The sequence below is a fragment of the Pseudomonas paraeruginosa genome, assembly GCF_003025345.2.
GTDB classification, from domain to species: Bacteria; Pseudomonadota; Gammaproteobacteria; order Pseudomonadales; family Pseudomonadaceae; genus Pseudomonas; species Pseudomonas paraeruginosa.
This window is the reverse complement of the sequence record NZ_CP020560.1, coordinates 5,910,709-5,930,478: the sequence shown is the minus strand read 5'-3', so window position 1 is coordinate 5,930,478 and position 19,770 is coordinate 5,910,709. Positions and strand designations below refer to the sequence as shown.

At 67.2% G+C, this 19,770-nt stretch carries 19 protein-coding genes; 5 read left to right on the top strand and 14 right to left on the bottom strand.

Going from position 1 to position 19,770, the window contains the following annotated elements; all coding sequences use genetic code 11:
* Nucleotides 1-898 precede the first annotated feature (898 nt).
* Nucleotides 899-3,328: a ferredoxin gene (locus B7D75_RS28060; RefSeq protein WP_107114612.1), complete on the top strand. Its 2,430-nt coding sequence runs from the start codon at nucleotides 899-901 to the stop codon at nucleotides 3,326-3,328.
* Here the strand turns inward: B7D75_RS28060 and gbcB are convergent.
* Entirely contained in the window at nucleotides 3,322-4,422 is a 1,101-nt protein-coding gene (gene gbcB, locus B7D75_RS28055; protein ID WP_003096769.1) for a glycine-betaine demethylase subunit GbcB, read from the bottom strand. The two genes, B7D75_RS28060 and gbcB, sit on opposite strands and share 7 nt — an antisense overlap.
* A gap of 423 nt (nucleotides 4,423-4,845) precedes the next feature.
* On the opposite strand from gbcB, the gene gbcA reads away from it, so the two are divergent.
* From gbcA to B7D75_RS28035, 3 genes are all read left to right on the top strand, one after another.
* On the top strand, nucleotides 4,846-6,135 hold the full coding sequence (gbcA, locus tag B7D75_RS28045; RefSeq protein ID WP_012077995.1) for a glycine-betaine demethylase subunit GbcA: 1,290 nt from the start codon (nucleotides 4,846-4,848) through the stop codon (nucleotides 6,133-6,135).
* Nucleotides 6,136-6,471: 336 nt separating this feature from the next.
* A complete protein-coding gene (locus B7D75_RS28040) occupies nucleotides 6,472-7,032 on the top strand; it encodes an HdeD family acid-resistance protein (protein ID WP_034082435.1) in 561 nt (186 codons plus the stop codon).
* A 4-nt stretch (nucleotides 7,033-7,036) separates the two neighbouring features.
* Complete coding sequence (locus tag B7D75_RS28035; RefSeq protein WP_053814822.1) at nucleotides 7,037-7,213, top strand: hypothetical protein; 177 nt, start codon at nucleotides 7,037-7,039, stop codon at nucleotides 7,211-7,213.
* Here B7D75_RS28035 and B7D75_RS28030 read toward each other — a convergent pair.
* From B7D75_RS28030 to B7D75_RS27970, 13 genes are all read right to left on the bottom strand, one after another.
* The gene (locus tag B7D75_RS28030) at nucleotides 7,210-7,500 is read right to left on the bottom strand and encodes a cell division protein ZapA (protein ID WP_003151858.1); all 291 of its coding nucleotides are present in this window, start codon (nucleotides 7,498-7,500) and stop codon (nucleotides 7,210-7,212) included. The two genes, B7D75_RS28035 and B7D75_RS28030, sit on opposite strands and share 4 nt — an antisense overlap.
* Nucleotides 7,497-7,730 carry a hypothetical protein gene (locus B7D75_RS28025; protein WP_003105710.1) on the bottom strand — a complete coding sequence of 78 codons (234 nt, stop codon included), beginning with the start codon at nucleotides 7,728-7,730 and terminating at the stop codon, nucleotides 7,497-7,499. The genes B7D75_RS28030 and B7D75_RS28025 overlap by 4 nt, the downstream gene beginning before the upstream one ends.
* Nucleotides 7,731-7,825: 95 nt before the next feature.
* A complete protein-coding gene (locus B7D75_RS28020) occupies nucleotides 7,826-8,059 on the bottom strand; it encodes a hypothetical protein (protein ID WP_012077991.1) in 234 nt (77 codons plus the stop codon).
* Nucleotides 8,060-8,085: 26 nt separating this feature from the next.
* Nucleotides 8,086-8,490 (bottom strand): hypothetical protein, encoded by a 405-nt coding sequence (locus B7D75_RS28015; RefSeq protein WP_034082434.1) that lies wholly within the window; start codon nucleotides 8,488-8,490, stop codon nucleotides 8,086-8,088.
* A 31-nt stretch (nucleotides 8,491-8,521) separates the two neighbouring features.
* Nucleotides 8,522-8,728 carry a helix-turn-helix domain-containing protein gene (locus B7D75_RS28010; RefSeq protein ID WP_003096753.1) on the bottom strand — a complete coding sequence of 69 codons (207 nt, stop codon included), beginning with the start codon at nucleotides 8,726-8,728 and terminating at the stop codon, nucleotides 8,522-8,524.
* A gap of 7 nt (nucleotides 8,729-8,735) precedes the next feature.
* Complete coding sequence (locus tag B7D75_RS28005; RefSeq protein ID WP_053814821.1) at nucleotides 8,736-9,305, bottom strand: hypothetical protein; 570 nt, start codon at nucleotides 9,303-9,305, stop codon at nucleotides 8,736-8,738.
* A 124-nt stretch (nucleotides 9,306-9,429) separates the two neighbouring features.
* A complete protein-coding gene (gene etfB, locus B7D75_RS28000) occupies nucleotides 9,430-10,203 on the bottom strand; it encodes an electron transfer flavoprotein subunit beta (protein WP_034082431.1) in 774 nt (257 codons plus the stop codon).
* Nucleotides 10,204-10,238: 35 nt separating this feature from the next.
* Nucleotides 10,239-11,471 (bottom strand): electron transfer flavoprotein subunit alpha, encoded by a 1,233-nt coding sequence (gene etfA / locus B7D75_RS27995; RefSeq protein WP_058136306.1) that lies wholly within the window; start codon nucleotides 11,469-11,471, stop codon nucleotides 10,239-10,241.
* Nucleotides 11,472-11,589: 118 nt separating this feature from the next.
* Complete coding sequence (dgcB, locus tag B7D75_RS27990; protein WP_043102528.1) at nucleotides 11,590-13,566, bottom strand: dimethylglycine demethylation protein DgcB; 1,977 nt, start codon at nucleotides 13,564-13,566, stop codon at nucleotides 11,590-11,592.
* Between the two features lie 102 nt (nucleotides 13,567-13,668).
* A complete protein-coding gene (gene dgcA / locus B7D75_RS27985; protein WP_107114611.1) occupies nucleotides 13,669-15,729 on the bottom strand; it encodes a dimethylglycine demethylation protein DgcA in 2,061 nt (686 codons plus the stop codon).
* Nucleotides 15,730-15,744: 15 nt separating this feature from the next.
* Nucleotides 15,745-16,275, bottom strand: coding sequence for a DUF5943 domain-containing protein (locus tag B7D75_RS27980; protein WP_003107282.1), 531 nt, complete (start codon nucleotides 16,273-16,275; stop codon nucleotides 15,745-15,747).
* 124 nt (nucleotides 16,276-16,399) lie between these two features.
* Nucleotides 16,400-17,377 carry a dipeptidase gene (locus B7D75_RS27975; protein WP_043102526.1) on the bottom strand — a complete coding sequence of 326 codons (978 nt, stop codon included), beginning with the start codon at nucleotides 17,375-17,377 and terminating at the stop codon, nucleotides 16,400-16,402.
* Between the two features lie 221 nt (nucleotides 17,378-17,598).
* Complete coding sequence (locus tag B7D75_RS27970; protein WP_003096740.1) at nucleotides 17,599-18,069, bottom strand: nuclear transport factor 2 family protein; 471 nt, start codon at nucleotides 18,067-18,069, stop codon at nucleotides 17,599-17,601.
* 152 nt (nucleotides 18,070-18,221) lie between these two features.
* On the opposite strand from B7D75_RS27970, the gene cls reads away from it, so the two are divergent.
* Entirely contained in the window at nucleotides 18,222-19,694 is a 1,473-nt protein-coding gene (gene cls, locus B7D75_RS27965) for a cardiolipin synthase (RefSeq protein ID WP_107114690.1), read from the top strand.
* The last annotated feature ends 76 nt before the right edge of the window (nucleotides 19,695-19,770 follow it).

Sequence of the window (19,770 nt, the reverse complement as noted above, 5' to 3'; positions counted from 1 at the left end):
GAAGGGAATTTCCCCCAATTCCTGTTGAGGTCGGTGTGAAGAGCCTGTTTATAGAATGCTGGGAGCCAGAGTTTTCGCGCCTTCCAGGCTGTTGGTCAAGAATTGAGCGGAATCTCCGTCAACAGGCTGCCGGCTTACTTTAGGGAGCATGTGCATAAGCTTGGGGTTGCTCACAAAAGGCCTGGAAAGCCTTGTGGACAACCTGTATGGATAGCGCCGAAAGCCGCATAAAGACAGGTCTGCACTGGATTGGTCAACAAATGATCGGCGCGCGTGGGAAGAACTGGATTGCCAGAAAAGGCAGAGGTTTTTCTCCATGCTGTGAATATTTTTTTGATTTTCCCCAAGGAAAGTGTAAAGCCCTGTGGAAAAGTTGTTCGTTCACGCCTGGAGGGGCCGTACGGCGGGGCGCCTGGCGGATTGATCGTTAAATGAGCAGGAGCACGCGGCCAGCCCGAACGGGCGGCGAAGCGCGATTTACCGGGAAGGGAAGCCGGATAGGCTCGCGGAGCCCTCGCGCCTCGGAGAGTGGGGCATTGTCGGTATGTCGACCCTGAACCCGCAGGGCAATGGCTTGCACAACTTGTGGATAAGTCTGTGATCAACTCGCTCTCGAAAGGGCTTCCCGGAGACCGTGAAGGGCTTCGTGCCCAGCCCCTGAAACCCACTTGAATTTTTATAATTTACCTTTTATTTCAAATACTTGAATTAAGATTTCGCGAACCTCCAGGCGGCGAAGGAATACCTGTATGGAATTCCAGGCCGAATGTGGACAACCTTCGCACCCTGGTGTTTTCAAGTATGAGAAGGACAGCTTCGCGATGGCTCTGGTGGTTGGCCGGAGCCTTGATTACCCTTGGCTTTTGCCAGGAAAGTGGGATGGATCATGGATGATCGGATGTCAGACAAGCCGCTCGGCCGCTTGTTGCTCGAAGGCTTCGGCGAGATCGCCTGGATCGCCGTGCTGCTGGCCCTTGGCGTTCTCCTGCCATTGCCGCTGGTAGCGCTGGGCTGGGCGTTGCTGCTGGGCGCCGAGTGGGCCACGGATCGTTGGCGCGGCAAGGTGCCGTATCGTCTGCAACAGGCGCTGTTCTTCTGGGTTCTTGGTGGCGGCATCGCCCTGGGCCAGGCTCTGCCGGGCTTCTGGCTGGGACTGGGCGGTGGGTTGCTGGCGGTGATCGGCGGCGTGCTGTTGCAGATCCGTTTCGAGCGCGGCCTGCGCCTGGAGCGCCAGGCTCCGCGAGCGCTGGACGTACCGCTGCCGGCGGGAGGTAGCGCCTGGGGCGGCGAAGCGCCCGAGCGGACCCCCGAGGGCGAGGCGATCCGTCTGTTCGACGGCGGCGAGATCGCCATGGGCGGCCCGCTGGTATGCCACTACCTGATGCCTGACGGTTGCTTCATCCCCGACTGCAATCCTTCGGCACGCTTTTCCAGTGATGGCCGCCACTTCGTTTCGCCGATACCGAGCCGAGGCGCCTGGGGCCTGGCGATCTTCGACCGGCAGGAGCGCTTGCTCTACCGCTGTGCCGTGGACAACTTCTGGGAGCTGGACAGCGTCACCGAGCGCGAGGTGATCGGCCGGCACAGCCCGCTGACGTCCAACGCACCGCAGCGCCTCGAGCTGCAGGCGCTCAAGGCCGGCAGCGAGGCCGAGGCCTTCGTCGCCATCGGCGACCTCTGGCTGCCCGAGAGCGAATGGCAGCGCTGGAGCGGGGATCTGCGCGCGCATCCGCTAACGTCTCCACCTGGCGGGCCCGCGCTGGAAATCCGCCCCTGGTTGCCGGCCAGCCTCCTGGCCCTGGAGGATCCTTTCGCGCCGCTGCGCGCCAACCGCGGCGAGCTGTGGATAAACGGCGAGGCCAGCGGCCTCTATCCGTCCCGGGAAGCGCCGCCACTGGCCTGGAGCGATGACGGTCGGACGCTGGCGCTACAGGCTGCGCGCGAGCCGCTGGGGCATGACGCCTATTGGCTGTGGCGGGAGGAGGACGGTCTGCGGGCGCTGGGCGAGCCGTGGTCGGCGTTGTCCGCCGAGCCGCATGCCGGCGGGCCCGAACTGCTCGGGCTGGAGGATGGCTGGCTGCGTTTCGGCCTGGACCTGGCGCAACCCTGCCTGACCTACGAGCGCTACGGCACGCTGGGCTCGTACAGCCATTCCAGCCTCTACCTTCTGGAGGGGCACGATGCGGACGACCGGCCGCGCTGGCGCGAGGCCGACATGCCGCGCCTGGACCTGCTGCTGCCCCTGGATGGCGCGGCCGGCAGGCCGGGCTGCCGCTTGCGCAGCGCGCCGCTGGCCGATGGCAGCCGGGCCACCTGGGAGTGGTTGCGCGACGACCGGGAGGCGGAGCGCGGCGCCTATGCCTTGCGCCTGGGCGATTGGCGCCTGGATGGCGAGTGGACGCTCGACCACCGCGTGTCCGATTGCGGTCGCTACCTGGCCCTGGTGGCCTTCGCCGAGGCGCCGACCCTGCCGCAGCGCCTGGCCATACTCGATAGCCGGGAGCGGCGCCTGGAGTGGCTCGCCGAGCCGCTGGCCGATCTGCACCTGCAAGGTTTCATCGATGGCCAGGTGCATCTTGTCCACCTGCTCGGGCGCAACGCCTACCAGCCGCCGAGCGGGCCGGGAGAGGGCGACCCCGGGTTGCTGCGGCGCTTCGACGAAGGGCTGCCCGAGCCAGGCGCGTGGCACGCGTTCGGTCGCTTCCGCGACGACTGGCGGCATTACTACGAACAGGCGCGCGTCGCCTTCGACGGCTCCGCCTGGCGGCTGCTTCCCGCTACGCGCTGGCTGGATGCGCCGCCGCGGCCCTGGAGCGACGGCGACTTCATCCTGCCGGCGGTGGGCGCGAAGGACGCCGCCTGGGGCTTCGGCTTCCACTACGAGGGCATGCACCGCGACGAGGACGTGCGCGCCGGCTTCAGCCGCGATGGCTACCTGCTGACCGCATCGGGCATCGGCGTGGCCAACCTGGCGGCGCCGATGATCTGGTCGGCGGACGGTCGCTACCTGGCGCTGACCCGGCACGTCCAGCGCTACGCGGAAAGCGACCTGGAGCAAGACCAGTGGCGCCTGCTACTGCTCGACGTGCGCGAGCGCACGTTGCGCCGCTACCGCGACGACCTCGGCGAGTACCCGTGCTTCGACAGCTTCGACGTCGACCTGTGCTTCCGCAGTGCGGGGACGGGGCGCTACGTGCTGGCCCTGGATGACCTGCTGGAGGCGCCCGCCGAGTCGCTGCGGGACTGTGGCGGACGCTGGCTGCCGGCCGAGGAGTTGCCGCGGCGGCGCTACTGGGAGCGCCTGGCGTTTCCCGCGCGCCCTCAGTAGTCGATGACCACGTCGCCCTTGGGCACGCTGCAACAGGAGAGGATGTAGCCCTCGGCGACATCCTCGTCGGTGATCCCGCCGTTGTGCTCCATCTCCACCTCGCCGGCGGTCTTCATTACCTTGCAGGTGCCGCAGATGCCCATCCCGCAGGCCTTCGGAATGTGCAGGCCGAGCTTGGCGGCGGCGGCGTGCACGGTTTCCCCGGGGCTGACGCGGATGCTCTTGCCGGTGGCGGTGAATTCCACCTGGTGCTGGTCGGCGACCGGTACCTCCGGCGCCTCGGCGGCTTCCGCGGCCAGTTCCCTGACGTCGGCGCGGACCTCCGGCGGGGTCGGCCCGAAGGCTTCCTCGTGATAGCGGCTCATGTCGTAGCCGTGGCCCTGCAGCAGGTGCTTCACCGCGCTCATGTAGGGCGTCGGGCCGCAGCAGAAGATCTCCCGTTCGAGGAAGTCCGGGGCGATCAGCTCCAGCATGCGCAGGTTCAGGTAGCCACGGTAGCCGGCCCAGGCTTCGCCGAGGCCGTGGCGCTCGCAGATGATGTGCAGGCTGAAGTTGTCGATCCGCGAGGCCATGTGTTCCAGCTCGCGGTGGTAGATGATGTCTTTCGGCGAACGGGCGCTGTGGACGAAGACCATGTCGACGTTGGCGTTGGTGTCGAAGAACCAGCGCGCCATGGACATCACCGGGGTGATGCCGACCCCGCCGGAGAGGAACAGCACCTTGTCGGCCGGGAAGTCGATGGCGTTGAACAGGCCGACCGGGCCGTGCACCGGCAGCTCCTGGCCTTCCTTGAGATTGTCGTGCAGCCAGTTGGAGACCCGTCCGCCCGGCACCCGCTTGATGGTGATGGAGAAGCTGTAGGGCACCGAGGGCGAGCTGGAGATGGTGTAGGAGCGCATCACCGGCTCGCCGTCGATCTCCAGCTCCAGGGTGACGAACTGACCCGGCTTGAAGAAAAACAGGATCGGCTGGTCGGCCATGAAGCAGAAGGTGCGCACGTCCCAGGTTTCCTGGATGACCTTGACGCAGCGCACGAGGTGCCGGCCGTTGGCCCAGGTCTGGGTGGTGACCGGATTGAGGAAGTTGCTCGACATGGTGATCTCTCCGCGCGCACGGGGCCGGACGACGGCCTGATGGGGCGGATTGTGCGCATCGCCGGGGGCGCTCATTTACCTGCCAGCGACATTTACATGCTTATCGCGACCTGCCCGCTGGGGCGCGGCCCGCAGCGTCGGAAACGGATGCGGTCATGTCGCCCATGGATAAGGTCGTCGTCGGGCGCCGGCCCACACTCCAGACCAGCCGAGACGAGGGTTTGCATGAACCCCGGGAGGGTAAGACCCGGACGTGTAGAGCGACTGACCTTCATTCCCGCCACGGCGGGACCCGTCCATCGGCAGGGCGGGATTCCGGACCCGCGCCGGGATGAGGAAGGCTGTGAACGCCACCTTGCGTAGCAACCGTACCAGCCACTTTTTCCGCCGCCACCCGCGCGGGGGCGGCATGAGGAGTTACCGATGGACGTCACTTCCACCCTGAGTCTCGGCGATCCCCTGGAAGCGGCCCGCAAGGCCACCGCCGACATGTTGCGCAGCCGCGACCACAGCTTCTCCCTGCCACAGCCGTTCTACTGCGACCAGCGCCTGTTCGAGATCGACATGCAGGAGATCTTCCACAAGGAATGGCTGATCGCCGGCATGACCTGCGAGATTCCCGCCAAGGGCAATTTCCTCACCCTGCAGATCGGCAAGAACCCGGTGCTGGTGATCCGTGGCGCCGAGGGTCAGGTGCATGCCTTCCACAACGTCTGCCGGCACCGCGGCTCGCGCCTGTGCGTGAGCGAGAAGGGCAAGGTGGCCAAGCTGGTCTGCCCCTACCACCAGTGGACCTACGAGCTGGATGGCCGCCTGCTGTTCGCCGGTACCGAGATGGGCGCCGACTTCGACATGAAGGAGTACGGCCTGAAGCCGATCCAGGTGAAGACCGCCGGCGGCTACATCTTCATCAGCCTGGCGGAGAACCCGCCGGCCATCGACGACTTCCTGGCGACGCTCGAGCACTACATGGAGCCGTACGACATGGAGAACGCCAAGGTGGCGGTGCAGACCACCATCCGCGAAGCCGCCAACTGGAAGCTGGTGATCGAGAACAACCGCGAGTGCTACCACTGCAACGGCTCACACCCGGAACTGCTGAAGACCCTGCTGGAGTGGGACGACGTCACCGACCCGCGCGCCAGCCAGGCGTTCAAGGACCAGGTGGCGGCCTGCACCAGCGCCTGGGAGGCCGAGAAGATCCCGTACGCCCATGCCAGCTTCGGCCTGCGCAACCGCATCGTGCGCATGCCGCTGTTGGACGGCACGGTGTCGATGACCATGGACGGCAAGCAGGGCAGCAGGAAGCTCATGGGCCGGATCAAGAACCCCGACCTCGGCTCGATGCGCATCCTGCACCTGCCGCACTCCTGGAACCACTGCATGGGCGACCACCTGATCGTCTTCACCGTATGGCCGATCAGCGCCCAGGAAACCGTGGTCACCACCAAGTGGCTGGTGCACAAGGACGCGGTGGAGGGCGTCGACTACGACGTGGCGCGCCTGCGCGAGGTATGGGACGCGACCAACGACCAGGACCGTCGCCTGGCCGAGGAGAACCAGCGCGGGATCAACTCCGACGCCTACCAGCCGGGTCCATACTCGAAGACCTACGAGTTCGGCGTGATCAACTTCCTCGACTGGTACAGCGAGCGCATGCTGAACAACCTCGGCGAGGAGTCCGCCCACGTACGCAAGGTCGCCGGCAGCTGAGCCGGACGAGGCGCCCCCTGGCGGGGCGCCGCTTCGGAGGAAAGGTCATGGACAACCTGCTGTTCTACTTCAGCTCCGCCTTCGTCAGCCTGCTGCTGGCCTGGAACCTGTTCGCCTGCTGGCGGCGCCAGCGGTTGGCGGGGAAGTCCCGTCCCTGAACCGGCCCGTGCCATGCAAGGCCTTCCCCTGGCGCAGGGCGGCTATCCGCCGCCCTGCGCCGTGTTGCCAGCGAGCCTCCCTCGCGCATCCGGCCCCTGACAGTCCCCCGGCAAAAGGACTAAGGTGGAAAGGACTCAACCTGAACGGGCCGCTCAAGGGCGGCCTCTGGAGGCAAGCGTGGAAAACAATCCCCTGTGGGCCGAACTGGGCCGGCACTGGAAGCTGGTGGCCCTGCGTGGCGTGGCGGCGCTGGTGTTCGGCGTCCTGACCCTGCTCTCGCCGGCCCTGGCGCTGACCGTGCTGGTGCTGTTCTGGGGCGCCTACGCGCTGGTGGACGGGGTGTTCGCCCTGGTCGCCGCGTTCAGCATGCGCAGCGCCGGCCAGTTCAACTGGCCGCTGGCGCTGGTCGGGGTGATCGGCGTCGCGGCCGGCCTGGTGGCGTTCTTCTGGCCGCAACTGACGGCCATCGGCCTGCTCCTGATCATCGCCGGCTGGGCGCTGGCGATGGGTATCTTCCAGATCGTCGCGGCGATCCGCCTGCGCAAGTCGATCCGGAACGAGTGGTGGATGATCCTCTCTGGCGCCATCTCGGTGCTGTTCGGTGTGCTGATGATCGCCAACCCCGGCGCCGGGGCGCTGGCGGTGGTCTGGGTGATCGGCGCCTACGCGGTGTTCTTCGGCGTGCTGCTGGTCATGCTGGCGCTGCGCCTGCGCAAGACTTCGACCCTGAAGGCCTGACGCGGTGGCGGCGAAGCCGGCGGAGGAAACGCGCTGGTGCCTGTGGCGCCAGGACGACAACGGCAATGCCTTCGTCATGCGCCGCGACCTGACGCGCGACGAGGCCTGCGCGCTGGTCAGGGACTACCAGGCGCGCGGGCATCGGCAGCTGTATTGGGCGAGTCCGCAGGCGCGCGACTAGCTCGATGTCCCGGCGATCCGCTCGACCAGCGCCTCCAGGCGCTGCTCCACCGCCCGCAGGCGCGGCGACTCGCCGTCGTTCGCGCCGAGCTGGCGGGCGCAGAGATTGAGCGCGGAGAGCACCACCAGTTCGTTGCTGGTGACGTAGGGAAACTTGCGCTTGTTGGCGTCCACTTCCGCCTGCAGCAAGGCGGCGGCGTCCGCGAGGACGCGTTCCTCGCCGGCCGGCACGCGGATCGAATAGTCCCGGCCGAGGATCGACAGGACCTGGACGCCGTCGCGGCTCATGCGCTAACCGGTTGCTGCGCGCTGAGGCGCTCGACCAGGGCTTCCAGGCGGGCCTGGGTGCCGCTCTGCTTCTCTTCCTGCTCGAGCATGGAGAGTTGCAGGGTTTCGTTTTCCTCGGTGGCCTGGCGCAGCTGCTGCTGAAGCTGGTCGTGGCTGTCGCGCAGGGCCTGGTTCTGTTGCAGCAGTTCGGCTACCAGGGTTTCCAGGCGTTCCAGGGTATTCTCCAGCATGATCTCGTCCCAGTCGTTCAAAGGGCGCGCAGGATAAAGAAAAGCGCCTGCCGAAGCCAGGTCGGTGGTCGGTTGCCTGGCTTCGGCGCACGCATTCACCAGTGGAAAGTGCCGCCCAGCGAGTAATGGCCGGGATCGGCGACGAAGGGATCGCGATCGGTGGCCGGCGGGCAGCTGCGCCGCTTCAGGCAGTCTTCGGCGCGCTCGAGGTAGCTGCGCTCGTCGCCGGTGATGCGCACGTCCGGGAGGATGCTGGAAAAGGCGGGGTAGCCTTGCGCGCAGCCGCCCAGGAGGAAGAACGGCAGGAAGCGGAAGAGGCGTCGGGTCATGCTGAGGCTCCGTGGAAGCGTCGGGGTCATTGCGGTCGTTCGACGATGCGGCGGATGGTGCCGCCGCAGATGTCGGTGAAGCAGCGGTCGTAGTCCGAACTGCAGTTGAAGGCGCTGAAGCTGTTGTAGCCGCCGTAGCCGAAAGCGGAGGAGTAGCCCGGCGCCAGGCATTCCTTGCGCGCCTGCTTCTTGCTCTTGCCCTGGCTGCAATAGTGGTAGCTGCGCCGCTCCGCCTCGCGCAGGCGGTTCTCGTTCTGCCATTCCAGGCGCGCGAGGCTTTCGCACTGGCTCTGTTGCGTGCGGCACTGGGCGACGCAGGTGCGTCCCGCCTCGCTCGGCGGCATCACGTACTGGTAGCGCACGGAGGGGCCGCAGCCCGTCAGCAGGGCGAGCGCGAGCGCAGCGCCTGAGAGATTCAGGTGTCTGTTCATGGTTTCTTGCTGGGAAAGGGTGGAGCGGGGATCAGTCGTCCGCGACGTATTCCAGGATGTCGCCCGGCTGGCAGTCCAGGAAGGCGCAGATCTTCTCCAGGGTGTCGAGGCGGATGCCCTTGACCTTGCCGTTCTTCAGCAGGGACAGGTTCTGTTCGGTGATACCGATGGCTTCCGCCAGCTCCTTGGAGCGGACCTTGTTCTTCGCCAGGATGACGTCTAGTCGGATGATGATCATGGGGTCGTCATATGAAGGCTCTTACTTCTTCGTCCAGTTTCCTGGCTTCGCTCATCATCAGGCCGAACGAGCAGAGAAAGATCGCCTTGAGGAACTCGTAGGCCGCTTCGGAAGTGAGTCCGATCGAAACGCTCAGGACACGCTCGCCGTCGGGCAGGTCGAGAGATAGTACAAGACCTTGCAGCGTATTGATAAATGGCTGGAGCAAGAGTGCCAGGAAGGACAGCAGGCCGATGTGCACCAGGGTCCTGGCGTTGCGCTGCGACCAGCGTTCGCCCTTGGCCAGGCGGCGGAAGAACAGGCCGGTGAGCGCCAGGCCGAACGCGGAAAGCAGGGTCGGCAGGTAGTCCAGCAGCATCAGCAGCGCCCGGCTGCTCCAGGACAGGACGAAGCCGTCGCTGGCCAGGCGCGGCATTTCATCGCTCCAGGCCTGCAGGTAACCCTGTTCGCTGAGACCGGAGAGCCAGAGATGAGTGTTCGCCCCGAGTTCGATGCAGGCCATGCCCCAGGCCAGGATGGCGCAGAGCATGCCGAGCAGGTAGAGCTTGTGGTTGCTGAGATGCGTGGATAGCGTCATGCCGGGTTCCCCTGTGTGTTTCGCGTCTGGATGGCAAAACTAGGGAATAAATTATCGTAATACAATAATTTATCGTCACCGCGTCATAACTTGTGATCTGGAGCACAGTGCATCCTGGCCCGCTTCAGCGGATCACGCCTTCCTCGCGCAGGAGCTTGAAGATGGCTTCGGCACCGGCTTCCGCCGAAAGGTCCTTGAGTAACTGCCCGGTACCGCCGGAAGCCTTGGCGGTGGCGGCTTTCATCCGCTCGGCGCCGGTCTTCGCCCTGATCACCTTGAGCCGCTTCGGTCGCGGCCGGGCCGGTTGCAGGCTGTCTTCGGCGAGCAGCGGGTCGTCGACCACCTCCACCTCATGGGCCTCGATCTCGCCACGCCGGGCCGGGCCGAAGGCGCTCTGCCGGGCCGCCGGCGCGGCATTGTCGACACTGGCGACGAACGGCAGGCGTACCCGCAGCCGGCGTCGCTGGCCGCGAGGCAGGGCCTGGAGGACCTCGGCGCTACCGTCCTCGACCTTCTCGACCTCGGCCAGGCCGACCACCAGTGGCCAGCCCAGGCGCTCGGCGAGGAGGAAGGGCAGCATCCCGGAGCCTTCCCCGGTTTCCGCCTGGCTGCCGGTGAGCACCAGTTGCGCGCGGGAGTCGCGCAGGTGCTCGGCCAGTGCGGGCAGGGCGTCGGCGCCGGCCGGCTGTTCCAGCACGGACAAGCGTTCCAGGCCCATTCCGAGATAGCCGCGCAGCGCCTCGGCGTGCGGGTCGCCGGCGTGCAGCACCTGCAGGCGCGGGCCGCTCAGGCGCAGGCCGAGCTCCACCGCGCGGGCGTCCTGTTCGGCGCGGCGCGGGCGTCCGGAGGCGGGGTGGGCGCCGATGGAGACCAGCGCGACGATGTTCAGCTCAGTCATGGTTCGATACCGATGCAAGGTACGTGGAAGCGGATTCAGGCCGCATCGCGTGCGGCGCCGTTGCGGTGTGCCTCGGCCAGGCGGACCAGCGCGCGGAGGATTTCCGTCGAGTCGCCGATCACCGAGAGATCGGCGCGCTTGATCATGTCGCAGCCGGCGTCGCGGTTCACCGCCACTACCTTGTCGCAGGCGCCTATGCCCTGCAGGTGCTGGATCGCCCCGGAGATGCCCACCGCCAGGTAGACCCGCGCGGTGACCCAGGTACCGGTGGCGCCGACCTGGCGGTTGCGCGGCATGTGCCCGTCATCCACCGCCACCCGCGAGGCGCCCTCGGTGGCGCCGAGGGCGGCGGCGGCCTGGTGGAACAGTGCCCAGTCCTGCACGCCGTTGCCGCCGGAGAGGATGAACTCGGCCTCGGCCATGGGAATCCGCGCCGGGTCCACGGCCACCGGGCCGAGGTCCTCGATGCGTGGCAGGTTGCGCGCCACCTGCTCGGCCATGTGCAGTTCGCGAACCTCATGGCGGGTCTCGCTGACCGGCTCGGCGCATTCCGCCGCGGCCAGCAGCAGGCGCGGCAGGGCGCGCTGGATGTCCTCGCGGCCGGCGCCGGCGCGGCCGATGCAGCGACCCTCCTCGACCTGCCAGATGCGCGTGGCCGGTCGTTCGCCGAGGGCGGCGGCCAGGCGCCGGCCCAGTTCGCCGCCGCCGCTGCGGCTGTCCGGGAACAGCCAGTGACGCGGGACGAACTGGTTTTCCAGGTTGCGCAACGCCAGAACCCGTTGCTCGGGCGCGTAGCCGTCGTACTGGTCGCCGGCAAGGTGCAGCAGGCGATCGACGCCGGCGCTGTCGAAGGCGCTTTCCTTGTGTTCGCCGAACACCACGGCGAGCACCGCGCCGTCGCTGCCGGCGAGCTTGCGGGCCAGGCCGAGGAGATCCTTGTCGTGGCTGGTGAGGCGACCGCCGACCAGGTCCGGGACCACCGCGACGAGGAATGCCGGTTGCTCGATCACATGCAGCGGCAACTGCGCTTCCTGCGCCGGGCTGGCACGCCGCGCGCCGCCGCCCTGCTGGCCGCCGGAGCGATCGATGCGGCGGATGCCGTTGGGCCCGACGAAGCCGACGGCGTGCGGGTTCTTGCGGAGCACGCCGTTGGGGCCCATCCAGCGCGCTTCGCCGCCCTGGGCGGACTGCATGGCCGCATGCAGCGGATGCAGGCGGTTGCGGGCGATCCATTCGGCGCGTGGGTCGCGGCGGACGATGTCGTTCATGCGGAATGCTTCCTGTGGCTGCGGCTACCCTCTTCCCCGGTCCTCTCCCTGGAGGGAGAGGCCACTATCCGTGCTGCCCCGGTCAGCAGCGGACCTGATGCGAAGCTCGACACTCTCATCAATGCACCTCCGCCACGGCTTCACGCCGCACCGGCTTTTTTGCCGGCGCTTCCGCCTGCTCTATCAGCGCTTCCGCCACCAGCTCGGCGATGTCCTTGATCTCCGGTCGCGGCGCCACCACGCCCTCGAGCATCGCGGTGCATTGCGGGCAGCCGACGGCCACCAGCTCGGCGCCGGTCTCGCGGATGTCGGCCATGCGCATGTCGGGGATCCGCTGCTTGCCGGGGATGTCGGTGATCGGCGCGCCGCCGCCACCGCCGCAGCAGCGCGAGCGGAAGCCGGAGCGTTGCATTTCCTTGACCTCGATGCCGAGTGCGCGCAGCACGTTGCGCGGCGCCTCGTACTCGCCGTTGTAGCGGCCGAGGTAGCAGGGGTCGTGGTAGGTGACGCTGCCGGCCTTGCTGCGGCCCAGTCGCAGCGTGCCGGCGCGCAGCAGTTCGTCGATGAAGGTGCTGTGGTGCAGCACCTGGTAGTCGCCGCCGAGGGCGCCGTATTCGTTCCTCAGCACATGGAAGCTGTGCGGGTCGCAGCTGACGATGCGGGCGAAGCGGTATCGCGCCAGGGTCGCGATGTTGCGCCTGGCCAGGTTCTGGAAGGTCGCCTCGTCGCCCAGGCGACGCGCCACGTCGCCGCTGTCGCGCTCCTCCAGGCCGAGCACGGCGAAGTCCACTCGCGCCGCCTTGAGGATCTTCACGAAGGCGCGCAGGGTGCGCTGGTTGCGCATGTCGAAGGCGCCGTCGCCGACCCAGAACAGCACGTCGACGGATTTCTTCTCGCTCATCAGCGGCAGGTTCAGGTCCGCCGCCCAGTTCAGCCGGCCGCCGGGAGCGAAGCCGCCGGGATTGTCGGTGGCGATCAGGTTGTCCAGCACCTCGGCGCCCTTGTTCGGCGTGGCGCCTTTCTCCAGGGTCAGGTGGCGGCGCATGTCGACGATGGCGTCGACGTGCTCGATCATCATCGGGCATTCCTCGACGCAGGCGCGGCAGGTGGTGCAGGACCACAGGGTGTCGGCGTCGACCAGGGCCTTGCCGTCCAGCGCGACGATCGGCTGGTGCGGGCCGCCGCCATGTTCGCCCAGCGGTTTGCCTGGATAGGGGCTGCCGGCGAACTTCGCGTCGTTGCCGCCGGCCAGGCCGATGACCATGTCCTGGATCAGCTTCTTCGGGTTCAGCGGCTGGCCGGCGGCGAACGCCGGGCACATCGCCTCGCACTTGCCGCACTGCACGCAGGCGTCGAAACCGAGCAGTTGGTTCCAGGTGAAGTCGGTGGGCTTTTCCACCCCCAGCGGCGCCTGCGGATCGGCCAGGTCGAGCGCCTTGAGGCCGGTGGAGCGGCCGCCGCGCCCATCTTTTCTGGAGAACCGTTCGGCGCGGCGGTGCCAGGCCAGGTGCAGGGCACCGGCGAAGGCGTGCTTCATCGGCCCGCCCCAGGTCATGCCGAGGAACAGCTCGGACACGCCCCAGGCCACGCCCAGCGCGAGGACGGCCGCCAGCGTCCAGCCGCCGAAGCCCTGCGGGAGGATCCCGGCCACCGGCAGGGTGGCGAGGAAGAAGCTCGCGGCGAACGCCAGCAGGCTCTTCGGCAGGCGCATCCAGGGGCCCTTCGACAGCCGCGACGGCGGGTCGAGGCGGCGGCGGGCGACGAACAGCGCGCCGACGAACATCAGCGCCGTGGCCGCCAGCAGGGCGAAGCCGAGGATGCGGTCGTGCAGGCCGAAGCCGTGCACCAGGATCGCCAGCAGCGCTGCCAGGACGAAGCCGCCGGCGGTGGCCACGTGGGTCCTGGACATGTACCTGTCGCGCTCGACCACATGGTGCAGGTCCACCAGGTAGCGACGCGGCATCTGCATGAGGCCGCCGATCCAGTCGACCCTGGAGGGTCGGCCGCGGCGCCACATGAGGAAGCGCTTCGCGGCGCCGAGCACGGCAAGTGCCAGGGCGGCGAAGAGCAGGAGGGGGAGGAGGGTGTCGAGCATTTCTGGTCTCCCTGCGGGACGTCAGGCGGCGCTGGATCGGCCCCTATCCCGCTTGCGGGAGAGGGGGGCCGACCGTGCCGGTCGGATGCCACGAGGCGTGTCTTAGAAATCCTTGCACAAGCGCAGCGCGTCATAGATCGCCGCATGGGTGTTGCGCTGGGCCACGCAGTCGCCGATGCGGAACAGCAGGTAGCCATCGCCGTTCTCCGCCAGGCAAGGCTGCGGCTGGATCGCGAACAGCGCCTCGACGTCGATCTGGCCCTTGTTCCGCGAGCCCTGCTTGAGCGCGTAGTAGAGGCTCTCGTCGGGGCGCACGCCGTTTTCCACCACCACCTGGTCGACCACCCGCTCTTCCCGCGCGCCGGTGTATTCGTTCTCCAGCACCGCCACCAGCCTGTCGCCCTCGCGGTAGACCTTCTCCAGCATCAGGTCGCCGGTCATGATCACTTCCCTGGGGTACATGCTGCGGTAGTAGGTGGGGAAGGTGGTGCCGCCGATGGCCACCCCCGGCTTGATGTCGTCGGTGACGATCTCCACCTGGGCGCCCTTGTCGGCGAGGAAGTCCGCCACCGACATGCCGCTGAACTCGCAGATGGTGTCGTAGACCAGCACGTTCTTGCCCGGCTCGACCGTGCCGTCGAGCACGTCCCAGCTGCTCACCACCAGGCCCTCGGCGGCGCCCCAGTGTTCGTTCTGCTCGAGGAACGGATGTCCGCCGTTGGCCAGCACCACCACGTCCGGGCGCAGGTCGAGGATGGTCTCGGGGTCGGCCGCGGTGCCCAGGCGCAGGTCGATGCCCAGGCGCGCCAGCTCCAGTTGGTACCAGCGGGTGATGCCGGCGATCTGGTCGCGTTGCGGCGCCCTGGCGGCGGTGGTGATCTGGCCGCCGAGCTGCTCCTTCTTCTCGAACAGGGTCACGTCGTGACCACGTTCGGCCGCCACGCGGGCAGCCTCCATCCCGGCCGGCCCGCCGCCGACCACCACCACCTTGCGCTTCGGCCCGGCGGATTTCTCGATGATGTGCGGCACGCCCATGTATTCGCGGGAGGTCGCGGCGTTCTGGATGCACAGCACGTCCAGGCCCTGGTACTGGCGGTCGATGCAATAGTTGGCGCCGACGCACTGCTTGATCTGGTCGACCTGGCCCATCTTGATCTTGGCGATCAGGTGCGGGTCGGCGATGTGCGCGCGGGTCATGCCGACCATGTCCACGTAGCCGCCTTCGAGGATGCGCGTGGCCTGGTTCGGGTCCTTGATGTTCTGCGCGTGCAGCACCGGCACATCGACCACTTCCTTGATGCCGGCCGCCAGGTGCAGGAACGGCTCCGGCGGGAAGGTCATGTTGGGGATGACGTTGGCCAGGGTGTTGTGGGTATCGCAGCCGGAGCCGACCACGCCAATGAAGTCGAGCATGCCGGTATCGCTGTAGTACTTGGCGATCTGCTTCATGTCCTCGTGGGACAGGCCGTCCGGGTGGAATTCGTCGCCGCAGATGCGCATGCCGACGCAGAAGTCCTCGCCGACCTCGGCGCGCACTGCCTTGAGCACCTCGAGGCCGAACTTCATCCGCCCCTCGAAGCTGCCACCCCATTCGTCGGTGCGCTTGTTGACCCGCGGACTCCAGAACTGGTCGATCATGTGCTGGTGCACGGCGGACAGCTCGACGCCGTCCAGGCCGCCTTCCTTGGCGCGGCGGGCGGCCTGCGCGTAGTTGCCGATGACCCGCCAGATCTCCTCCACCTCGATGGTCTTGCAGGTGGCGCGGTGCACCGGCTCGCGGATACCCGACGGCGACATCAGGGTCGGCCAGTGGTAGCCGTCCCAGCGCGAACGGCGCCCCATGTGGGTAATCTGGATCATGATCTTGGCGCCGTGCTTATGCATGGCGTCCGCCAGGTTCTGGAAGTGCGGGATGATCCGGTCGGTGGACAGGTTCACCGAACTCCACCACTGCTGCGGGCTGTCGATGGCGACCACCGAGGAGCCGCCACAGATGGCCAGGCCGATGCCGCCCTTGGCCTTTTCCTCGTAGTACTTCACGTAGCGCTCGGTGGTCATCCCGCCGTCGGTGGCGTAGACCTCGGCGTGGGCGGTGGAGAGCACGCGGTTGCGGATGGTCAGCTTGCCGATCTGGATCGGCTGGAACATTGCTTCGAAGGCCATGACCCTTTCCTCGGCTTACAGGGGTTTGACGACGAACAGGCCGTCTTCGTGACCGTCCTCGGCGCCGCTGTAGACCTGTTCGGCCACGGTGCGCAGGCTGCTGCCGCGGGCGGCGAGGATCTGGTCCATGGCGCCGGCGAACCAGCCGGTGAACATGTAGTCGACCTTGCGGTTGACCTTGCCGTAGACGTAGACGAAGGCGGAGTGCCGCAGACGGACCTCGGCGGTGCCTTCCTCGAGGTTGATCCGCTCGATCTCGAACAGGCCCCAGCCGCGCTGGGACAGGCGCTTCATGTAGTGCTCGAACACCGCCACGCCTTCCAGGCCGTGGCATTCGGCTTCCTTTTCGCACCAGTGCCAGGCGGACTTGTAGCCGGCCTTGTAGAGGATCTCGGCGTAGGCGTCGGCGCCCAGCACTTCTTCGATGCCCATGTGGTTGTTGACGAAGAAATGCCGCGGCACGTAGAGCATCGGCAGGGCGTCGGTGGTCCAGACGCCGGTCTCGCTGTCGACCTCGATGGGCAGTTGGGGGGCGTGTTTGGCCATGGTGTAAGCTCCGATTCTTTAGGCTCCCTCTCCCTTCAGGGGGAGGGGCGGGGAGAGGGATGATGGGTGCGATGCAATGCCCTCTCCCTGAAGGAGAGGCGTCGAGTCGGGAGTGGGCCGGGAGTCACTCGCCCCAGACGTCCTGCAGGACCCTTACCCAGTTCTCGCCCATCACCTTGCGCACCACGCGCTCGGGCATGCCGCGCTCGAGCAGGGTCTCGGTGAGGTTGGGGAATTCGCCGACGGTGCGGATGCCCAGCGGGTTGACGATCTTGCCGAAGTTGGTCAGGCGCCGGGCGTAGCCCTTGTCGTGGGTCAGCCACTCGAAGAAGTCGTGGCCGTGGCCCTGGGTGAAATCGGTGCCGATGCCGATGGCGTCCTCGCCGACGATGTTCATCACGTACTCGATGGCCTCGGCGTAGTCGTCGATGGTCGAGTCGATGCCTTTCCTGAGGAACGGCGCGAACATGGTCACACCGACGAAGCCGCCATGATCGGCGATGAACTTCAGCTCCTCGTCGGACTTGTTGCGCGGGTGTTCCTTGAGACCGGACGGCAGGCAGTGGGAGTAGCAGACCGGTTTCTTCGATTCGAGGATGACCTCTTCGGAGGTCTTGCTGCCGACGTGGGAGAGGTCGCACATGATGCCGACCCGGTTCATCTCCGCGACGATCTCCCGACCGAAGCCGGAGAGCCCGCCGTCACGCTCGTAGCAGCCGGTGCCGACCAGGTTCTGGGTGTTGTAGCACATCTGCACGATGCCCACGCCGAGCTGCTTGAACACCTCGACGTAGCCGAGCTGGTCCTCGAATGCGTGGGCATTCTGGAAGCCGTAGAGGATGCCGGTCTTGCCCTGCTCCTTGGCCCTGCGGATGTCCGCGGTGCTGTGCACCGGGATCACCAGGTCGCTGTTGTCGCGGATCAGCTTGTTGCTGGCGACGATATTGTTCACCGTCGCCTGGAAGCCTTCCCATACCGACACGGTGCAATTGGCGGCGGTCAGGCCGCCCTTGCGCATGTCCTCGAACAGTTCGCGGTTCCACTTGGCGATGATCAGACCGTCGATGACGATGCTGTCGGCGTGCAATTCGGCTGGGCTCATCTGGCATACCCCTTTCAGGCTGGGCGCGCCGGGACTTGTGCCGACGCTTTGGGGGCAGCATATCGTCGGGGCCCGGCGCGACCCGGCCCGAAAACGACCAGGGTCGTGCCGAAAGCGTCAAGCGTGCGACCGCAACGACGGAGGGCGATGTCGCGGATGGAACAGGCGCTGGCCGCCCGGGACCGGCAACGGGGAGCGAACGCGCCCCTGCCGGCGCGGGTTCAGAGGCCGAGCTCGCCGAGCGACGGATGGTCGTCCGGGCGGCGCCCCAGCGGCCAGCGGAACAGCCGCTGGTCCTCGCGGATCGGCAGGTCGTTGATGCTGGCGTGACGTTCGTACATCAAACCCTGCTCGTCGAACGCCCAGTTCTCGTTGCCGTAGGAGCGGAACCAGTTGCCCGAGTCGTCGTGCCATTCATAGGCGAAGCGCACGGCGATACGGTTGCCGGTGAATGCCCAGAGTTCCTTGATCAGCCGGTATTCCTGCTCGCGCTGCCACTTGCCGCTGAGGAATTCGACGATCCGCTCGCGGCCGCGGACGAAGGTCGAGCGATTGCGCCAGACGCTGTCGGGGCTGTAGGCCAGCGAGACGCGCTGCGGGTCGCGGCTGTTCCAGCCGTCCTCGGCGGCGCGGACCTTCTGCGCGGCGGTTTCGGCGGTGAAGGGGGGAAGCGGGGGACGGACGTCGCTCATGGCGGGCTCCTCGGGCTGCGGTGGTTTTCGATGGGTACAGCGTAGGGCAGGGCGGGCGTGGCCGAATGACGTCGAGCCCACGGATCCTGCCAATCCGCCTTGTCCCCTGGCTGTTTGCCAGGCTGGCCAGACCCACCCCGGGCAGGGCTATGATGGCCGCCACCGGAGTGGACAAGGATCGACCTCGCGCAATGACCTCCACCACCTACCTCGGCCTGCTGCTGGTCGGCATGCAGGTGCTCGGCTTCGTCGCCGCCATCCATGCCGTGCTCACCGTGCGCACCGCCCAGGGCGCGATCGCCTGGGCCACCTCGCTGGTATTCATGCCGTACCTGACCCTGCTGCCGTACCTGGTGTTCGGGCGCAGCCGTTTCGACGCCTACATCGAGGCGCGGCGCCAGGCCAACCGCGAGATGCACCTGGCGGCCGCCGAGCTGGACTGGCGTCCCTGGGTCGAGGAGGCCCTGGCGGCCCGCCAGGTCAGCGGCTACAAGGGGCTCAAGGCGCTGGTGCGGATGACCCGCACGCCGACCCTGGCGAACAACCGGGTGCGCCTGCTGGTCAACGGCGAGGCCAGCTTCGAGGCGATGTTCAAGGCGATCTCCGCCGCCCGCCAGGTGATCCTGGTGCAATTCTTCATCGTCCGTGACGACGCCCTCGGCCAGCGCCTCCAGCAATTGCTGCTGGAGCGCGCGGCCAACGGCGTGGAAGTGTTCTTCCTCTATGACGCCATCGGCAGCCACGCGCTGCCGCACCGCTACGTCGAGCGGCTGCGCCAGGGCGGCGTACAGGTGCACGGCTTCAGCACCGGCAGCGGCATGCTCAACCGCTTCCAGGTGAATTTCCGCAACCACCGCAAGGTCGTGGTGGTGGACGGTGAATGCGGTTTCGTCGGCGGGCACAACGTCGGTGTCGAGTACCTCGGCGAGAAGCCGCCGCTGGCGCCCTGGCGCGATACCCACCTGGAACTGCGCGGACCGGCGGTGGCCTGCCTGCAGGAAAGCTTCGCCGAGGACTGGTACTGGGCGACCCACAGCCTGCCGCCGCTGATCCTGCCGCCGCAGTACGACAGCGAGGGCGCGCTCTGCCAGGTGGTCGCCAGCGGCCCGGCGGATGCCCAGGAAACCTGCTCGCTGTTCTTCGTCGAGATGATCAACGCCGCCCACGAGCGGGTCTGGATCACCTCGCCGTATTTCGTTCCCGACGAGGCGGTGATGGCCGCCCTGCGCCTGGCGGTGCTGCGCGGCGTCGACGTGCGCCTGCTGATTCCCGCGCGCGCGGACCACCGCACGGTGTACGCCGCCTCCAGCCTCTACGCGCTGGAGGCGATCCGCGCCGGGGTCAAGGTGTTCCGCTACCAGCCCGGCTTCCTCCACCAGAAGGTGGTGCTGGTGGACCGCGATACCGCCGCCGTCGGCAGCGCCAACCTGGACAACCGTTCGTTCCGGCTGAATTTCGAGGTGATGGTGGTGACCGTCGACGAGGGCTTCGCCGGCGAGGTGGAGACGATGCTCGAGGCGGATTTCGCCGAGTCGCTCGAATTCACTCCGGAAGACCGCCGCAGCGTACGCCGCCTGCAGCAACTGGGGATGCGCGTGGCGCGACTGGTCTCGCCGATCCTCTGAGGACCTGCCCACGACCGCTGCGCAACGGAAACCTGCCGTCAACAGGTTCCGCGCGCCGCCGCGTCGTCTCTGCCGC

Excerpts from the sequence above, each read along its gene's own strand:
- etfB (WP_034082431.1), bottom strand. The coding sequence starts at position 10,203 with ATGACTGAGCTGAACATCGTCGCGCTGGTCTCCATCGGCGCCCACCCC.
- gbcA (WP_012077995.1), top strand. The coding sequence starts at position 4,846 with ATGGACGTCACTTCCACCCTGAGTCTCGGCGATCCCCTGGAAGCGGCC.
- B7D75_RS27980 (WP_003107282.1), bottom strand. The coding sequence starts at position 16,275 with ATGGCCAAACACGCCCCCCAACTGCCCATCGAGGTCGACAGCGAGACC.
- B7D75_RS27970 (WP_003096740.1), bottom strand. The coding sequence starts at position 18,069 with ATGAGCGACGTCCGTCCCCCGCTTCCCCCCTTCACCGCCGAAACCGCC.
- B7D75_RS28015 (WP_034082434.1), bottom strand. The coding sequence starts at position 8,490 with ATGAACAGACACCTGAATCTCTCAGGCGCTGCGCTCGCGCTCGCCCTG.
- cls (WP_107114690.1), top strand. The coding sequence starts at position 18,222 with ATGGCCGCCACCGGAGTGGACAAGGATCGACCTCGCGCAATGACCTCC.
- dgcB (WP_043102528.1), bottom strand. The coding sequence starts at position 13,566 with ATGCTCGACACCCTCCTCCCCCTCCTGCTCTTCGCCGCCCTGGCACTT.
- dgcA (WP_107114611.1), bottom strand. The coding sequence starts at position 15,729 with ATGGCCTTCGAAGCAATGTTCCAGCCGATCCAGATCGGCAAGCTGACC.
- B7D75_RS27975 (WP_043102526.1), bottom strand. The coding sequence starts at position 17,377 with ATGAGCCCAGCCGAATTGCACGCCGACAGCATCGTCATCGACGGTCTG.
- B7D75_RS28030 (WP_003151858.1), bottom strand. The coding sequence starts at position 7,500 with ATGAGCCGCGACGGCGTCCAGGTCCTGTCGATCCTCGGCCGGGACTAT.
- B7D75_RS28005 (WP_053814821.1), bottom strand. The coding sequence starts at position 9,305 with ATGACGCTATCCACGCATCTCAGCAACCACAAGCTCTACCTGCTCGGC.
- B7D75_RS28020 (WP_012077991.1), bottom strand. The coding sequence starts at position 8,059 with ATGACCCGACGCCTCTTCCGCTTCCTGCCGTTCTTCCTCCTGGGCGGC.
- gbcB (WP_003096769.1), bottom strand. The coding sequence starts at position 4,422 with ATGTCGAGCAACTTCCTCAATCCGGTCACCACCCAGACCTGGGCCAAC.
- B7D75_RS28025 (WP_003105710.1), bottom strand. The coding sequence starts at position 7,730 with ATGCTGGAGAATACCCTGGAACGCCTGGAAACCCTGGTAGCCGAACTG.
- B7D75_RS28060 (WP_107114612.1), top strand. The coding sequence starts at position 899 with ATGTCAGACAAGCCGCTCGGCCGCTTGTTGCTCGAAGGCTTCGGCGAG.
- B7D75_RS28010 (WP_003096753.1), bottom strand. The coding sequence starts at position 8,728 with ATGATCATCATCCGACTAGACGTCATCCTGGCGAAGAACAAGGTCCGC.
- etfA (WP_058136306.1), bottom strand. The coding sequence starts at position 11,471 with ATGAACGACATCGTCCGCCGCGACCCACGCGCCGAATGGATCGCCCGC.